Source organism: Methanolobus mangrovi (genome assembly GCF_031312535.1).
Classification (GTDB): Archaea; Halobacteriota; Methanosarcinia; order Methanosarcinales; family Methanosarcinaceae; genus Methanolobus; species Methanolobus mangrovi.
On sequence record NZ_CP133594.1, the window covers coordinates 2,177,857 to 2,194,204 of the forward strand.

At 42.4% G+C, this 16,348-nt stretch carries 14 protein-coding genes; 2 read left to right on the plus strand and 12 right to left on the minus strand.

All coding sequences use genetic code 11. The features are described 5' to 3' along the window. Positions 1-155 precede the first annotated feature (155 nt). Both RE476_RS10490 and RE476_RS10495 read left to right on the plus strand, forming a co-directional pair. The gene (locus RE476_RS10490) at positions 156-1,595 is read left to right on the plus strand and encodes a dihydrolipoyl dehydrogenase (protein WP_309307584.1); all 1,440 of its coding nucleotides are present in this window, start codon (positions 156-158) and stop codon (positions 1,593-1,595) included. 81 nt (positions 1,596-1,676) lie between these two features. Next, positions 1,677-2,552, plus strand: coding sequence for a restriction endonuclease (locus RE476_RS10495; protein WP_309307585.1), 876 nt, complete (start codon positions 1,677-1,679; stop codon positions 2,550-2,552). A 55-nt stretch (positions 2,553-2,607) separates the two neighbouring features. Here the strand turns inward: RE476_RS10495 and RE476_RS10500 are convergent, their stop codons facing one another. The 12 genes from RE476_RS10500 to glyA all read right to left on the minus strand — a co-directional run bounded on the left by RE476_RS10500 (position 2,608) and on the right by glyA (position 16,321). Continuing rightward, entirely contained in the window at positions 2,608-3,495 is an 888-nt protein-coding gene (locus tag RE476_RS10500) for a glycine betaine ABC transporter substrate-binding protein (protein WP_309307586.1), read from the minus strand. Positions 3,496-3,558: 63 nt separating this feature from the next. Beyond that, positions 3,559-4,392, minus strand: coding sequence for an ABC transporter permease (locus RE476_RS10505; RefSeq protein ID WP_309307587.1), 834 nt, complete (start codon positions 4,390-4,392; stop codon positions 3,559-3,561). Next, positions 4,379-5,512, minus strand: coding sequence for a quaternary amine ABC transporter ATP-binding protein (locus tag RE476_RS10510; protein WP_309307588.1), 1,134 nt, complete (start codon positions 5,510-5,512; stop codon positions 4,379-4,381). Before RE476_RS10510 ends, RE476_RS10505 begins: the two co-directional genes overlap by 14 nt. A 303-nt stretch (positions 5,513-5,815) precedes the next feature. Further along, positions 5,816-7,285, minus strand: a complete 1,470-nt coding sequence (locus RE476_RS10515; protein WP_309307589.1) for a sensor histidine kinase — start codon at positions 7,283-7,285, stop codon at positions 5,816-5,818. A gap of 228 nt (positions 7,286-7,513) precedes the next feature. Then, positions 7,514-9,031 carry an alkaline phosphatase gene (locus tag RE476_RS10520; RefSeq protein WP_309307590.1) on the minus strand — a complete coding sequence of 506 codons (1,518 nt, stop codon included), beginning with the start codon at positions 9,029-9,031 and terminating at the stop codon, positions 7,514-7,516. Positions 9,032-9,223: 192 nt separating this feature from the next. Beyond that, positions 9,224-10,000: a coenzyme F420-0:L-glutamate ligase gene (gene cofE / locus RE476_RS10525; RefSeq protein WP_309309604.1), complete on the minus strand. Its 777-nt coding sequence runs from the start codon at positions 9,998-10,000 to the stop codon at positions 9,224-9,226. Continuing rightward, the gene (gene thiC / locus RE476_RS10530) at positions 10,000-11,247 is read right to left on the minus strand and encodes a phosphomethylpyrimidine synthase ThiC (RefSeq protein WP_309307591.1); all 1,248 of its coding nucleotides are present in this window, start codon (positions 11,245-11,247) and stop codon (positions 10,000-10,002) included. The genes cofE and thiC overlap by 1 nt, the downstream gene beginning before the upstream one ends. Next, on the minus strand, positions 11,244-12,128 hold the full coding sequence (locus RE476_RS10535; protein ID WP_309307592.1) for a methylenetetrahydrofolate reductase: 885 nt from the start codon (positions 12,126-12,128) through the stop codon (positions 11,244-11,246). The genes thiC and RE476_RS10535 overlap by 4 nt, the downstream gene beginning before the upstream one ends. A 108-nt stretch (positions 12,129-12,236) precedes the next feature. After that, positions 12,237-12,848, minus strand: coding sequence for a methylenetetrahydrofolate reductase C-terminal domain-containing protein (locus RE476_RS10540; RefSeq protein WP_309307593.1), 612 nt, complete (start codon positions 12,846-12,848; stop codon positions 12,237-12,239). Positions 12,849-12,855: 7 nt separating this feature from the next. Further along, positions 12,856-14,091, minus strand: coding sequence for a dihydropteroate synthase (gene folP, locus RE476_RS10545; RefSeq protein ID WP_309307594.1), 1,236 nt, complete (start codon positions 14,089-14,091; stop codon positions 12,856-12,858). Positions 14,092-14,170: 79 nt separating this feature from the next. Continuing rightward, entirely contained in the window at positions 14,171-15,031 is an 861-nt protein-coding gene (locus RE476_RS10550; RefSeq protein ID WP_309307595.1) for a bifunctional methylenetetrahydrofolate dehydrogenase/methenyltetrahydrofolate cyclohydrolase, read from the minus strand. 54 nt (positions 15,032-15,085) lie between these two features. Further along, positions 15,086-16,321, minus strand: a complete 1,236-nt coding sequence (gene glyA / locus RE476_RS10555; protein ID WP_309307596.1) for a serine hydroxymethyltransferase — start codon at positions 16,319-16,321, stop codon at positions 15,086-15,088. Positions 16,322-16,348 lie beyond the last annotated feature (27 nt).

Consider the following 16,348-nt stretch of genomic DNA (forward strand, 5'->3'; position numbering starts at 1 on the left):
ATAATCATCTAATATTTATCTGTCAGGTAACGGGAAACCTTCACCTAGATATCTTCTTCATCCTGCTTTTCGACTGAATAATCTCAAAACTGTCAGAAATGATTATACGGATTAACAACCAATGTTCATAGGAATATTATACTGTGGGGAATCAGATGAAAGAATATGATCTTATTGTAATAGGTACAGGCTCCGGGATGAATTATGTTAGTGCAATGATGGATGCAGATCCTGAAATGAAGGTTGCTCTAATTGACAAGGATGAACCGGGAGGAATCTGTCTTACAAGAGGCTGTGTTCCATCAAAAATGCTCCTTTACCCCGCAGAGCTTGTAAGGGATATTGGAAAAACAGGCGATTTTGGTATCAAAGCATCAATCGGAAGTATTGATTTCAAAGCAGTAATGAACAGAATGCGTAGTTCAATATCACGAGACATCGAAAGCATCAGGCATAGTTACACTCATCTTCATAGAATGGATTTCTACAACGAAGTAGCCGAGTTTGTTTCCCCTTATACCATGAAAGTTGGTGAAGAGACCATCAGTGCAAAAATGATTTTTCTGTGTACAGGTTCAAAGCCTGCCATACCCCCTGTAAAAGGATTGGATGAGATTGGTTTTCTTACAAGCGATGAAGTGCTTGAATTGACCGAACTTCCATCCAGCCTTGCTATAATTGGTGGAGGTTACATTGCGGCTGAATACGGACATTTCTTCTCGGCCATGGGTTCAAAGGTCACCGTTATCGGCAGAAATACCCAGTTCATTCCGGAAGAGGAGCCGGAAGTATCTACCCTTGCAAAGAAGATGATGTCAGAGTACATGGAAATTCTCACCGGTTATGAGGTTGTGGAAGTAAGATCATCATTATCAGAAGGCAAGACCGTTATTGCAAAACATCGCCAGACCGGCGAGGAAAAAGAAGTTACGGCCACTGATATACTGGTTGCCACTGGCAGAAGTCCGAACACTGACATACTCAAACCCGAACTTGGAGGTATTGAGACTGATAAACATGGCTGGATAAAGGTCAATGAACACCTTGAAACATCCATGAAAAATATATGGGCTTTTGGCGATGCAAATGGAAAATACCTGTTCAAGCATGTTGCAAACCATGAGTCATCAGTTGTCTACTACAACGCTGCCCTGAAAAAGAAGGCAAAGGTAGACTATCATGCGGTTCCACATGCTGTATTCTCCTATCCTGAAATAGCCAGTGTTGGAATGACTGAGAAACAGGTCATTGACACATATGGAGAGGGGAATATGGTGATCGGTTTCTATCGTTTCCAGGAAACAGCCAAAGGTATTGCAATGTCCTTAGGTGATGAATTTGTGAAAGTTATCCTTGATAGCAAAGCCCAGAAGATTCTCGGTGCACATATAATAGGCCCTCAGGCTTCGGTGCTGATTCACCAGATAATCCCTTTGATGTACACTGAAAGTCAGGACATCCATCCGATAATGTATGCTATGGACATCCATCCATCATTAAGTGAGGTCATCAAAAGAGCATTCTACTCAAGGATGCCTGCTAATGAGTATCACATGATAATGCAAGCTTATGGATTGGAAGAAGCGGAACAATAAAAACAAATCATTACTTTTTTAGTTTGAATGTATGCAATATTATAAAGGATGTGATTACTTGGTTATCCCTGATTATCAATTATGCTTCCCTTTCTTAGGTATGCTTCAGATGAATGTGAGCATCATAAGCGTGATGCAATTGAGGCACTTGCAATTGTTTTTAATCTTTCTGATAGTGAAAGGAAAGAATTATTGCCAAGTGGAAAACAAGCAATTTTTGACAATCGTGTAGGTTGGGCTCGTACTTATTTAAAAAAAGCAGGTTTAATTGACTCTAAAAAAAGAGGATACTTTTTTATAACTAAGAGAGGGCTGGATGTATTATCTGAAAAACCTGATACTATTAACGTAAATTACTTATCAAAATTCAATGAATTTAATGATTTTATTAATACTAACAACTCTTCAAAAGTTCCACTTTCAACAGTTACAAATGAAGAATTGGACCCCGAAGAATTAATTGAAAACAATTACCTGAAATTACACGAAGAACTGATATCTGAAATGTTGGATACAATTAAAGATTACTCTCCTTCTTTTTTCGAAAAACTTGTCGTAGATGTATTGACTAAAATTGGCTATGGAGGTTCTCGTAAAGATGCTGGTCAAGCAATTGGCAAAAGCGGTGATGGAGGAATTGATGGGATAATCAAGGAAGATCGCCTTGGTTTAGATGTCATTTATATTCAAGCTAAGAGGTGGGAGAACACCGTAGGTAGACCTGAAATTCAAAAGTTTGCGGGTGCTCTCATAGGGAAACGAGCTAAGAAAGGCGTGTTTATTACAACAGCAAACTTCTCAAAAGAAGCTGAAGATTATGCTAAACAGACAGGAAATATCGTGTTAATTGATGGTTCTAATTTAGCCAAGCTTATGATTGAATATAATGTAGGTGTTTCTACTGTAAAGACATATGATGTCAAGAAAATTGATTTGGATTATTTTGATGAAACCTGATTCATTTTCATCTTATCTAATATCAATTTATAAAAAAGAAAAAAACGAGAGAACCTCAGTTCTCTCCAATCCATTCGCTTACTTTTTCAGGATTTGCATCTACCCATTTCTGAGCAGCTTCTTCTTCTGATATGCCGGCTGCAAGGTCTGACATGACAGACTGGATATCATCGTGTGTCCACTGGAATCTACCAATGATCTCGTAGAGTTCAGGATCATCTTCTGAGAGACCTACTCTTGCAAGGGTTTCAACGTGGTCTGCTTCACCATAAACACCATTTGGATCTTCAAGGTATTTCAGTTCAAAGCTGTTGAATGCCCAGTGAGGTGACCAGAGTGTAACAACAACCCACTCTTCATCTGCTATTGAGTTCTTAAGCTCAGCTGCCATACCTGCACTGCTGCTTGCAACAAGTTCATAATCAAGACTGTAGTTCTCGATCGCACTTTCTGTTGTAGACATGATTCCAGCTCCCGGGTCGATGCCTATGATCTCACCATTGAACTGTTCTTTATTGTCATTGAGTTCATCGATTGAATCGATGGTTACGTATGTTGGAACAACAAGACCAATGCGGCAGTCTTCAAGGTTGACTGCAACACTGTCAATGTCATCTCCATATGTTTCCCAGTAGTTCTTCTGGGTTTGTGGAAGCCATGCAGAAGTTGTAAAATCGAACTGGCTGTCTGCAAGTCCCTGATAGAGTGCACCTGCATCTACAGCAATGATCTCCACATCATAACCTGCTTCTTCAAGAACAAGTTTCATGACGTTAGTACTGGCTATCTCTCCATCCCAGAGAACATAACTGATAGTTGCTTCCTTTGTAGCGGTTGTTTCTTCTGCTCCGGCCTCGCCTGTGCCCTGGTCTGTACATCCGCTTACCATGACCAGCATGGCCAGCATTAAGATTACTGAAAGGGCTTTTATTTCGCTTTTCATTTTATCACAACGTTTAATATATTCTGTAAAAAAGACCACAAGGTCTGTAAATATGATTTATTTTCATTTTTTAGGTGTCATGTTCTGTGTCAGTCTGTCAAGTAGAATTGCAATGATCACAATTGCAAGACCAGCTTCAAATCCCTGACCAATATTCACTCTCTGAATGCCCACAAGTACCTGGTATCCAAGTCCACGTGCACCGATCATAGCTGCAATAACAACCATTGAAAGTGAAAGCATGATACACTGGTTAACACCTGCCATTATAGTAGGGAGTGCCACGGGTAATTCCACCTTGAAGAGCTTTTGCAACGATGTGGTGCCAAATGCGTTTGCAACTTCGCTTAGCTCTACAGGAACCTGCCTGATTCCCAGGTTCGTAAGCCGGATGGCCGGTGGCATTGCAAACACGATAGTTGCAACAAGCCCTGGGACGTTACCCAGTCCAAAGAATATCACTGCAGGGATCAGATACACAAAAGAAGGCATTGTCTGCATGAAATCAAGTGCTGGCTTGACAACATGGAACACAGTTTCATTCTTTGCAGCCAGAATACCTGTGGGGATGCCTATCAATAAAGCCACAAGTCCTGATGATAATACAAGGGCTATGGTTTCCATGGACAGTTTCCACAGGTCCATATTCTCGATGAGCAAAAATCCTATTGCAGCTCCTGCTGCAAGTTTCAGGTCCCTTCTGGAAACCAGATAAACAAATACAGTAACAATAAAGATGAATACAACAGGCGGTAGGAACAATAAAATATCCTTGAATCCAGATATTAGCATGTCGATGAATTCACTAAAGATATCCATCAAAAAACCGAAATTATCATTCAGCCAGTAAACACCTGATTCAACAGTTTCTCCTATGGGGAGTTCAGGTAAGACCATTCTGATCATCCTCCTTTATTGCCAGGGCACCAAGTATACTGCCTCTGACTATAACTCCTATGAGTTTCTCATTATCATTTATCACAGCGAGCGGGAAATTGCTGTCTGCTACCATCGGGATTATGTCCCTCACGGGTAGGTCGGGTGCAACAACCGGCACGTCTGTAACTAACACATCATGCAATGTTTTCTTGTCCTTCACAGCCTGAACAGCATCATCAATAAGAAGTATCCCTTTGATTTTCTTATCAGCATCAACTGCGAATATGGATGAAATCCCATGTTTCTTCATGAGTTGCATGGCAACTGTAAGTCCTGCGTTGATGGATACTACAGGTTCAGGTCGTTTCATGACATTTTCTGCTGTGAGTATCTTGGTTCTATCCACACCGGCAACGAATTCTGAAACGTAATCATCCGCCGGGTTGGTAAGAATTTCCTCTGCAGTTCCTATCTGGGCAATGACCCCATCCTTCATGATTGCGATACGGTCCCCCAGTTTGAGAGCTTCATCCAGGTCATGGGATATGAAAACAATAGTTTTTTTGAGCTTATCCTGAAGTGCAAGCAATTCATCCTGCATCTCAGACCTTATAAGTGGGTCAAGTGCACTGAATGCTTCATCCATAAGCAGGACATCGGGGTCAGTTGCAAGTGCTCTTGCAAGCCCTACTCTCTGTTGCATACCACCACTCAACTGTGATGTTTTGCTTGTTTCATAACCCTTCAGGCCAACCTTGGAAATAGCCTCTTCAGCCTTAGCATATCTTTCTTTTTTTGGGATGCCCTGTATCTCAAGTCCAAAGGCAACATTATCGATAACGGTCCTGTGAGGCAGAAGAGCGAAACTCTGGAAGACCATGCTCATTTTTTTTCTTCTTGCTTGCCTTAGCTCTTTATCATCCATGGTGGCAATGTCATCCCCGTCAACGAGGATATGTCCGTCACTTGGATCTATAAGGCGGTTCAGGCAGCGCAAAAGAGTTGATTTTCCCGAACCCGAGAGTCCCATGAGTACAAAAGTCTCACCTTCGTAAACATCAAAGTTCACTTTATAAAGGCCGACTGTCTGTCTGGTTCTTTCAAAAATTTCCTGCTTTGAGACTCCCTGCTCTACCAAAGAGACTGCTTTTTGTGGGGTTTTGCCAAATATCTTGACAAGATTGCGTACTTCTATCTTTTTTTGTCTATGAATTGTAATTCCTCAATTTAAAAAAAATGGTTAAAATTATCGTCCTTTAGTTTTGACAGGATAACCTTATATAAATATGTCGTTTCATTTTTGCCAAAATAAGTTCTATTTAGTTCTTTTTTTGAAAAAGGAGTCTTAATAATATCTTTTCATATATTATTATAAAATAAGCAGGCAAGCAATAGCTAAACTATTTTCTCACAAAAATCATTTTTTGCAAATGAAAAAGTCTTAATTCTCAAAAGTATTGGCCATTATAGGTTGAATCGGTATTTCATATATAAATTTAGATCCTTTTTTAACCTGGCTTTCCACCCATATTTTGCCACCATGCAGCTCTACAAAGCTTTTTACAAGAGCAAGCCCCAGCCCGGTTCCTTCATAATGACGATTAATTCCATTATCGATTTGCCTGAATGGCTGGAAAAGATGTTTCTGATTCTCCTCTGAAATACCAATGCCCGTATCCATGACTTCAATATGAATTATGTTTTCAGAATTCTGTACGGATACTTTTACAGAGCCATTATTTGAAGTGAATTTAATGGCGTTGCTCATAAGATTGTAAATTATCTGTTTGAACTTTAGCTTGTCAGCATTGATTATCTGTATTTCAGTTGCATAATTGACATCGATAGCTATTCTTTTTTTAATTGCAAGTGGAGTGATAACTCCCATCACTTCATCAATGATCTCGGTGATTATGAACTGCTCGGGGTCAAGCTCCATTCTTCCAGCTTCGATCTTTGAAAGATCAAGGATATTATTGATGAGTTCAAGAAGATGTTTTCCGCTGACAGCTATATTTTTCAGGTATTTTTCCTGTTGTTCTGTTATCTCGCCTGCCATTCCACTGAGCATGACATCTGAAAAACCCATTATGGAATTGAGCGGAGTTCTCAGTTCATGGTTCATAGTCGCAAGAAAATCACTCTTTGCATTGCTGGCAGTTTCCGCTTCTATTCTTGCCCGGATCAACTCATCAATCTCCTTATGATCAGTTATATCCCTGCTGATCCCAACAAGGCCTATGGAATTTCCATCAGCATCATAAAGCGGAGCCTTAACAGTTTCGAAAAATATCTCTTTGCAGGTATCATCAACACACTCCTCATATTTTAGGACCTGTCCTGACCTTATGACTTCCATATCATGATTATAGGAAAACTCTGCCTTCTCTTCCGGGAAGAGCTCATGGTCACTTTTTCCTTCGATATGTTCTGCCGGGATATTTAAAAAATCTGAAAAAGAGGGATTGCAGCCAAGATATTTTCCTTCCATATCCTTGAAAAAGACCATATCCGGGATGGAATTTAAGAGTCCTGTAAGCTTTGATGTCTTTTTATTGAGTTCCTTCTGTGTGATACGGTGTTCATGCACTTCTTTTTCCATAATACTTGAACTTGCAATCGTGGGCATCCACTTGATTATTCCAAGTGCAATAAGGATATAACTAATGATCTCACCAAATAAATTTTCAAGTATCTCCTCGAAAATAGTGCTTTCTATATATTTCTCAATTAACCATATATCATCAAAGGCATCAACAATGTATCCAATTGACAGGAACATGAAACCTGCAACTATCATTTGCCATCCACTATTGGCAATAGCTTTGTTATTTCTCCCACCATTCCAGAGATAGAATGTTGCAATAACCAGTATTGTTGCAACAATTGATTCTTTGATCAGGTCTCCCATAAGTATTCACTTGTTTTCGCAGTCATTGTTCTCAAGGAACAGTTTTTCTTGAGGGTGTTACTATTAATAGTTTTTCAAATATGTTGGCGTTTGATACCGATTATTATTATAATAATGGGTCATGTTTATGCTTACAATCAGGCAATTAATCTCCTGATCGGTGAAATGCAATAAGTGGACTGTAAAAAAGAAAAATGGGAAAAGATTCCCGAATATACAATTAAATTCTCAGATTTTCAAAGCATCCACTGCATCCTGTGGAATGAATACCTTACCATTGCCGTTGTCAGCTTTTGGTGCATAGACCACTACACCATTGAGATAAATCTCAGCGCCGCCGTCAATGTTCATCACATTCTTGTTTACAGGAAGTTCAGCAACCTTGTTGTTGTATGTGATGATAAGGACAGGATTCTTTGTGTCCGTTGTGTCAAGTTCCCACATTCCCGGGAAAGCCTTTTCAACATCGACAAATAGTTCCACACTTACATCATCAAGAACGAAACCGAATGCATCAGCAACATATGTTGCAAGTTCAGTGTTATCGAAAAGACCGATAGGCCTGTTTGGGCCGTATGACCAGAGAGGTACGTCATCGCCGGTATGTCCGCCTGTAGTCCATCCGATCTCATTGTCACTTTCCCCATTCATAAGAGGGTCTACAAGTTCTTCCACTGTAAGGTCAGTGTATGATGTACCACGTTTTCCGATTGTCATCCCGCCAGTGTTATGGTCAGGGAATACGATTACCAGTGTGTGTCCGTCCTCTTCCGCAAATTCAACAGCCGCTTCTACAGCTTCGTCGAATGCAAGGAAGTCGGTTACCATGTAAACAGGGTCATTTGCATGTCCTGCCCAGTCGACCTGACTGCCTTCAACCATAAGAAAGAATCCATCTTTGTCCTGTGAGAGCAGTTCAATTGCTTTTGTGGTCATCTCTTCAATGGTTGGCTGTTCCGGGGTGCTTTCCTCTCTTATATTTTCAGGAGACATTGCTTTGTCTGCAAACATTCCCCATACTTTTCCTGACCCTACTTCCATCATTTCATCTTCGGTGACAACGAATTGGTATCCTTTTTCCTCAAGGACTTCAATGAGATTTTCCCCATCACCGCGAGCTTCGTAGAGGAAGTCCTCCCCGCCAGCAAAGACAACATCAACGTCTTCATAGACCATCTGTTCGATAATATCATCATATGATTTTCTTGAATCTGTATGGGATGCAAAAGCTGCCGGGGTAGCATGTGGTATTTCAGATGTTGCTACAAGTCCTGTGGCCTTTCCTTCAAGTTTAGCACCTTCAAGGACAGTTGCAAGCGGCACATAATCTTCAGCCATTGCAGATTCATCGACTGTGTTTAACAGGGTAGCGCTATTTGGTCCAACGCTCAAAAAGCCGTTTGAAGTCTTGTATCCGGTAGCAAAAGCAGTTGCTGCAGAAGCAGAGTCTGTTATAATGGAATCAGCCATATAGGTAGAGACCATTCCAGAAACCATGCTGTCAAGTTGAAGTTCATCTCCACTGTACCAGCGTGCCAGTGTCTGGACACTCTGTGAACATCCGTCAGGTACCATCACGATAACGTTCTTTATCTCTCTGTTTGAATTTGAGTTGTCTGTATTTTTGTGATCGTTACCATTCCATTTATTGTCAGTATCTTTTCCAGCCATTGCAGAAGCAGCGCTTCCAAAGACCATCAATCCTACAACAATAAAAACAAACAAAATTTTTGTTCTCTTATCCATGTTATCATCCAACCTCTTTCAAGGTTTAACGATTGGACATGGGGGTCAGCTCATTTGTATTTTGTACCAATAATATATGTATGCAAATGTGTCGTTCTATTTATTGGTAGGGCTATATATTCAAAACAAATATGGTAACTCTATAGATTCCTATAGTCATGCTACAGGTTAAAAAAAGAAATTGAAAAAAAGTTATGCTTTTCTGATGTTGCTATAATACATGCACTCATCCCTGGAAAACAAAGGCATTTCAATGTCATCATCTACTATCTGGACAGGTGCACCTCTTACAAGTACAGCAGGCACGCTTTCCCCGGCTTCTCCCATTAGCAACTGGGCCGCAGATACAAGATTATCAGCCATTGCTTTGCGGGTGATTACCATTTCCTTTCCAAAAAGGTCCAGTGTACCCCTGGCGTCCTCAACCGGCACCATACCGGAGGTTCCAAGAGCAATGCCAACACAGCCAAGTCGAAGAGGTTGTGTACGGCTGTCACCAATAATAACTCCAATCTTGCATTTGCAGCGATCTTTTATTTCCCTGCGGATCCTTCCTGCACTTTCCTGTGCATTCTTGGGGAGAAGAACCACATAACCTTCCGGTGCATTCGAGCCATCTATTCCGGCATTGGGTGCCAGTGTTCCCTTTGTGATGGTAAGTGCAGCTCCCGGAACGCCACCGAATATCTCGTCGCATTCCTGAAGAATGAGTTCCATTTCCCGGGCGTCAAGCTGATACTCCTCTGCAAGTTTGTTCGCTTTTTCTCCGGGATCAATATCTGCAAGACAAACAAGACGCTTCTCGGATGTTGCAAGTGGTGATTCGGCAATGATGAGAACATCATTATCCTGGAATTGCATATCCTGTTTTTCAAGTGAACCGATTATAATATCTGCAATGTTGTCGCCAGGTCTTATTAGCGGTGTTTTGATGCCGAACATCTGCAAGGATGGGAAACCTGCCTGCATCATTCATCCCCTGAAAGGTAATTTTTCATGATCTTTATAGCGCAATAATCTCCACACATTGAACAGGGTCCTTCCTCAGGACACATCTGTGCCGGCCTGTCAGGATCAATGGCAAGTTCTGCCTGTCCTTTCCAGTCAAAAATGGCCCTCTTTCTGGCAAGCATGAGATCACTGTCACTTAAACCGTATTTCATGGAGTCTCCGATGTGGGCTGCTATCTTAAAAGTGATAAGTCCTTCTTTTACCTGTTCAGGGTTTGGAAGTGAGAGGTGTTCTGCAGGCGTAATATAACAGAGATAATCAGCACCTGCACCACTTGCCATGCTTGCACCTACAGCTCCTGCTACATGGTCATACCCGACAGCAATATCAGTTGGCAGTGGACCGGCTACAAATAATGGGAAGTCAGCTTTTTCCTTGTACAATCTGACAGAATCCGGTATCTCTGATGCCTGGATGTGTCCGCCCATTCCGTTAATGATCACCTGCACACCCATCTCATTTGCTCTTTTTGCAAGGGCGGCATTCGTTTCTATCTCCATTAACTGGGCAGTATCCTTCAGGTCGTGTATGCATCCACTTCTCATGGTATTGCCAAGAGAGAGTACAACATCATTTTCCCTGAGAATCTGCATGATCTCATCAAAATGTTCTATGAATGGATTCTCACAATCATTGAGAAGCATGAAACTGCTGGTAAAGGAGCCGCCTTTGGATACCATACCCATGACTCTCCCGGAGCCTTTCAGCTTTTCCAGCATTCTCCTTTCAACACAATGGATAAGTACTGAACTTACTCCCTCTTCAACATGCTTTTTGAGGTATGAAAGGATGTCATCAAAGGTGACATTGTCCATCCCGCATTCAACAATTGTCTGGTAGATGGGAACGGTTGTGACAGGAAGTTCTGTGTTCTCAAACACCATTTTCCTGATGGCTGAGATATCTCCTCCCATGGAAAGATCTGTAATGGTCGCTGCACCATATTTCTGCGCTATCTTCACCTTTTCCATTTCGGATTCAGGGTCAATTGCAGCTGAAGATGTTCCAAGGTTCACATTGATCTTGGTGCTGGCACCCTTTCCAATAGCAATAGGTGGACAACCTTTGCGTGTCATTATAACGAGGCTGCCGTTTGCAACTCTCTCCCTGACAAGTTCTTCTTCCATTCCCTCTGTTTTTGCAACTTTAAGCATCTCGGGTGTGAGGGTGCCATTTTTTGCATGGTCTATCTGCGTTTTTATCATTGGTTGTTCTTCCTGATGCCAGCCATTTTTAGTATGTTTGCTGTATTATCGTGTTTACCAATTGGCATTATGTGAATTCCACGGCAGAGTTTACTTAATTCATCTATGGCTTCTGCACATATGGACATGCCTTCTTCGACAGGTTTCTCAGTTTTTTCGATCCTGTCTATAATTTCAGCAGGCACATTGATTCCAGGGATATTCTGATTCATAAAACGTGCCATATTTGCGGATTTAAGCGGAATAACTCCGGCAATTATCGGAACTTTGATGTCACCGATTGATTCCATAAAAGCTTCAAACTGTGCGATATCGTAAACAGCCTGGGTCTGAATGAAATCAAGTCCCATTTTTGTCTTTTTCCGCAGTTTCATCATCTGTGCTGTCTTCGAAGAATCAGTATTTGTAACAGCACCAACCACAAAATCAGGTGGATTACCGATCATGTTCCCTGCAAGATCGTAACCTTCCTGCATCTTTTTAATGATTGCAAGAAGCTGCACGGAGTCCAGGTCATAGACAGGCTTTGTCCGTGGATGGTCACCCTTTGTAGTATGGTCCCCTGTCATCACACAGATGTTCCTGATGCCCATTGCGTATGCCCCGAGCAGGTCGGATTGCAGTGCAAGCCTGTTCCTGTCCCTGCATGTAAGCTGCATTACTACTTCATGACCTGCATCTACCAGTGCTTTGCTAACTGCAAGTGGACTCATACGCATGACAGCCTTCTGGTTATCGGTAACATTGAGCGCATCAGCCCAGTCCCTGAGAAGTTCAGCATCATTAAGAACTCCGCTAAGGTCTGTTCCTTTCGGGGGACTGACCTCTGCTGTAATTAGAAAATCGTTTGATGTAAGTTTGTCTTTGAAGGTCCGGGACATCTTAGTGGTATATGCAGGTTTGATTTTTAAAATCATCGCAGTAGGCAATTTAGGTTTACATTTAGCAATGAGGAATATTTTCCGGAATCAGATTCAAATTTAAAACAATTATTCAATTATCTCTTCTACCGTCCATACTTTTTCCAGCAGGTCAAGCCTACCAGCCTTTTCCAGTTTCCTGAAAATAAGTTCCCAGACACAGTCCTTTTCAGGATCAACTTCACACTTCCCGTCGATAGAACCGCCGCATGGACCGTTAAGAAGTTGTTTTGGACATTGTCCTTTTGGACAGATTCCGCCAAAATAATAGATGTTGCAATCACCACACATGGCGCAGAGTTCAGGAACCACTTCTCCCTGCGAACGTCCCCCAAGGGACTGTGTGTTGTTCGAGGGGTAGACTGGTGTTTCTGCAAGACCGGATATGATAGATACTCCACTGCCACATGCCATGACAAGGATGGTTTTTGCATTCTTTATGGCAGGGTTCTTTTCAATAAGTGAATCAAAGGATGCCACACTACAGGCGGCACTGGGGATAACCCCGCCGACAACATGCTTTCCTGCTTCTTCCAGGTGCTGGCACATTTCGATAACTTCCGGCTCGCCGCCAAGATGTTGTTTTGCAGCACATGCATTGCAGCCTATGACAAAAATGTCATCTTCATCTTTTAATAATTCAAGTATCTCTTCAAATGGTTTTGCAGACGAGATTATCATATTTTCCTCAAATATCCCTCAGGTAACGGTGTTCCACATCCATATCATTCTCAAGAGCCTCTGCTATCATCTCAGCAATGAGCGGAAGCTGGCGTGCCTGGAATGAGAGCTTGTGGACAAGTTTCTCGAATTGCAGGAGTGTACCTATTATGATCACATCTGTCCTTTCAGTCTCATGGGATACAGCATCACGCTCAAGGGCGGCATCTCCTCCCCTTGCCAGTATCTCCTGCTTGATTATCAGTGCTTCAGTAGTCGTGATATTGTTCACACGTATCACTTTACTTATGGTCTTGTTCTTCATGACCTTAGCACCTGTGCCCGTGACACCCATACTTTTCATGAGATATTCAGCGTCATCAGGATGAACAATGTCCATTATGGACACTTCAAAGTCCCCTGATCTTACAGGCTGTTCTTTTTTCCTCATTGCTCTTGCAACTTCAACAACATCCTTTGTCTCAGGGATATCATGTGTCCTTATGATATGTGCCCCTTTGTGAACAACGATTGCCGTTGCTGCAAGACTACCGTATAGCCTTTCACTTGCCGGTTTGTGAAGTACGGCATCGATGCATGACTTTCTAGAAACAGCCGCAAGCAGTGGCTTGTGGAATACTTTAAGGCTCTCAAACTGGTCGATGGTCTCAAAATCAAATATCGGGTCCTTTTCAGGGATCCATTTTCCGATGGCAGGGTCCAGTATGAGTTTATCCGTGTTCATTCCCTTTGAATCTGCTTTGTCAATTATGGCTGCAAGGGAATTCATGATCGCATCCATTCCTATTGGATCCCCTGGGATTTCCTCAGATGCCATAACAACTGCAGGGCAATCATATTCTGCCACAACATCAATCATGCGTGGATCGGTGGTGAATCCTGAAACATCATTGACAATATCCGCACCGTGTTTAAGTGATTCTTCTGCAACACTGGCATATACCGTATCCACGGAAATGAGGGCATCCACATTATCCTTCAGGATATCCAGAGCAGGGATCATGCGGTTCAATTCCTCTTCTTCTCCAATTACAGGATTTGCAAGAGGCCATGTTGACCGTGCACCTATGTCCAATATGGTTGCACCGCTGTCAATCATTTTCTGTGCTACATCAAGAAGAGATTCATTACTCACAACAGAACCCTTGTAAAAGGATTCTTTGCTCAGGTTGATGACACCCATTAATCTTACAGGGTGCTCATCGCCAACCTTCAAACCGCATATATCAACATCAACAACCATTATTCAACCTGGTAGTATTAATTCAGGGTTAGACAAATAGATAAAATAGTATTTAGTTAATAAAATATAAAAATGCTTATCAGGCATTCTTTGCTGCCGTAAGCACGTGTTCCATAAGAATCGCGATGGTCATTGGTCCAACGCCTCCGGGAACCGGGGTTATGAGTGAAGCCTTCTTCACCACATTATCGAAATCAACATCACCGTAAACCTTGCCGTTCTCTTCGGTGATTCCCACATCAAAGATAACTGCACCTTCCTTTACCATGTCTGCTTTGATGAGGTGCTTGACACCTGTTCCTACAACAAGGATATCCGCATCAAGGGTGAACTTCTTCAGGTCATCTGTGAAAACATGACACACAGACACAGTTGCATTCCTGTTCACAAGCATTGCTGCCATGGGTTTTCCCACAACATTGCTGTGTCCGACGATAACTGCATGTTTGCCCTGTATTGGCACATTGTACTCTTCCAGTGCTCTTATAACACCTTTTGGAGTGCAGGGCACAAGACCCTCTTCGCCAATCAGGAGTTTTCCCATGTTGTATGCGTGGAACCCATCGGCATCCTTTGCAGGATCGATGGCAAGCATTGCAGACTTATCATCAAGGTGTCCCGGAAGAGGTAACTGAAGGAGGATTCCGTGTATGTCCTCCCGTAAGTTCAATTCCCGGATACGCTCCATGAGTTCTTCCTGGGTGGTGGATTCAGGCATATTGTGGTCTTCTGCATGTATGCCGACCCTTTCACATGCCTTGTGTTTAAGACGGACATACATCTTGGATGCAGGGTCCTCACCCACAAGTATTGTTGCAAGTCCGGGAATTATTCCCTTCTCTGCCTTAAGCTGTTCGACTCCCTGCTTGACCTGTTCTTCCACTTTCTTTGACAGGCTTCTCCCATCTATTTTCCTGGAATCGTAGTTCTCTTCTGTCATGATGCAAACACCTGCGATATTGTTCCTTATACAGGATTGCGTTTTAATTGCTTATTACTTGTATATCGGAAATCCGCTGCAAAGCTGCTCAACATCAGAGTTGATGCCGTGAAGTACCGTATCATCATTGAGGTTGTTGATCACTTCCATGATAAATCCGGCAATCTCCTTCATCTGGTCTTCCTTCATTCCTCTTGTTGTTGCAGCAGGAGTGCCGATCCTTACTCCACTTGTGATGAAAGGACTTCTTGTCTCGAATGGGATGGTGTTCTTATTAAGTACTATACCAGCCTTGCTCATTGCAGCTTCTGCTTCCTTTCCTGTGATGTCGAACTTGTTAAGGTTCAAAAGCATTACGTGGTTGTCGGTTCCGCCTGAAACGATATCAAATCCATTCTTCTGGAGTTCTGTTGCCAGGACACCTGCATTCTTTACGGTCTGGTATTGGTCTGCCTTGAAACTCTCTCCAAGTGCTTCCTTGAATGCAACAGCCTTTGCTGCGATAATATGCATGAGTGGTCCACCCTGGATTCCAGGGAACACAGCCTTGTTAAGTTCTTTTGCATATTCTTCTTTGCACATGACCATTCCACCTCTTGGACCTCTGAGGGTCTTGTGGGTAGTGGTTGTTACAAAGTCTGCATAAGGTACAGGGCTTGGGTGTGCACCGGCAGCAACAAGTCCTGCGATGTGTGCAATATCTGCAAGCAGGTATGCTCCTACTTCATCAGCTATCTCTTTGAATGCCTTGAAATCAAGTGTCTTTGAGTATGCTGAAGCACCACAAACTATCATTTGTGGTTTCTTCTCTTTTGCCATTTCCATAAGTGCATCGTAATCAAGGGCCTCTGTTTCCTTGTCAACACCATATGGGATTATATTGTAAAGCTGTCCTGCAAAGTTCACCGGGCTTCCGTGTGAAAGGTGACCGCCGTGTGTAAGGTCCATTGACATAATGGTGTCCCCTGGCTTGAGGACTGAAAAATAACATGCCATGTTCGAGCCGGAACCGGAGTGTGGCTGGACATTCACATGTTCTGCACCGAAGATCTCCTTTGCTCTCTCAATGGCAAGGTCTTCTGCAATATCAACGAATTCGCAGCCGCCATAGTAGCGTTTTCCTGAATATCCTTCAGCGTATTTGTTTGTCATTACAGAGCCCTGTGCTTCCATTACAGCGCGGCTTGCATAGTTCTCTGATGCGATCAGGTTCAACTTGTAATCCTGGCGGTTTGCTTCCAGCCTGAGGGCCTCTGCAATATCCGGGTCAATTTCTGAGATGTAAGACATTGTTACCAACCGTTATATTTGAAGTAA

Excerpts from the sequence above, each read along its gene's own strand:
- RE476_RS10490 (WP_309307584.1), top strand. The coding sequence starts at position 156 with ATGAAAGAATATGATCTTATTGTAATAGGTACAGGCTCCGGGATGAAT.
- RE476_RS10495 (WP_309307585.1), top strand. The coding sequence starts at position 1,677 with ATGCTTCCCTTTCTTAGGTATGCTTCAGATGAATGTGAGCATCATAAG.
- RE476_RS10500 (WP_309307586.1), bottom strand. The coding sequence starts at position 3,495 with ATGAAAAGCGAAATAAAAGCCCTTTCAGTAATCTTAATGCTGGCCATG.
- RE476_RS10505 (WP_309307587.1), bottom strand. The coding sequence starts at position 4,392 with ATGGTCTTACCTGAACTCCCCATAGGAGAAACTGTTGAATCAGGTGTT.
- RE476_RS10515 (WP_309307589.1), bottom strand. The coding sequence starts at position 7,285 with ATGGGAGACCTGATCAAAGAATCAATTGTTGCAACAATACTGGTTATT.
- RE476_RS10520 (WP_309307590.1), bottom strand. The coding sequence starts at position 9,031 with ATGGATAAGAGAACAAAAATTTTGTTTGTTTTTATTGTTGTAGGATTG.
- cofE (WP_309309604.1), bottom strand. The coding sequence starts at position 10,000 with ATGCAGGCAGGTTTCCCATCCTTGCAGATGTTCGGCATCAAAACACCG.
- thiC (WP_309307591.1), bottom strand. The coding sequence starts at position 11,247 with ATGATAAAAACGCAGATAGACCATGCAAAAAATGGCACCCTCACACCC.
- RE476_RS10535 (WP_309307592.1), bottom strand. The coding sequence starts at position 12,128 with ATGTCCCGGACCTTCAAAGACAAACTTACATCAAACGATTTTCTAATT.
- RE476_RS10540 (WP_309307593.1), bottom strand. The coding sequence starts at position 12,848 with ATGATAATCTCGTCTGCAAAACCATTTGAAGAGATACTTGAATTATTA.
- folP (WP_309307594.1), bottom strand. The coding sequence starts at position 14,091 with ATGGTTGTTGATGTTGATATATGCGGTTTGAAGGTTGGCGATGAGCAC.
- RE476_RS10550 (WP_309307595.1), bottom strand. The coding sequence starts at position 15,031 with ATGACAGAAGAGAACTACGATTCCAGGAAAATAGATGGGAGAAGCCTG.
- glyA (WP_309307596.1), bottom strand. The coding sequence starts at position 16,321 with ATGTCTTACATCTCAGAAATTGACCCGGATATTGCAGAGGCCCTCAGG.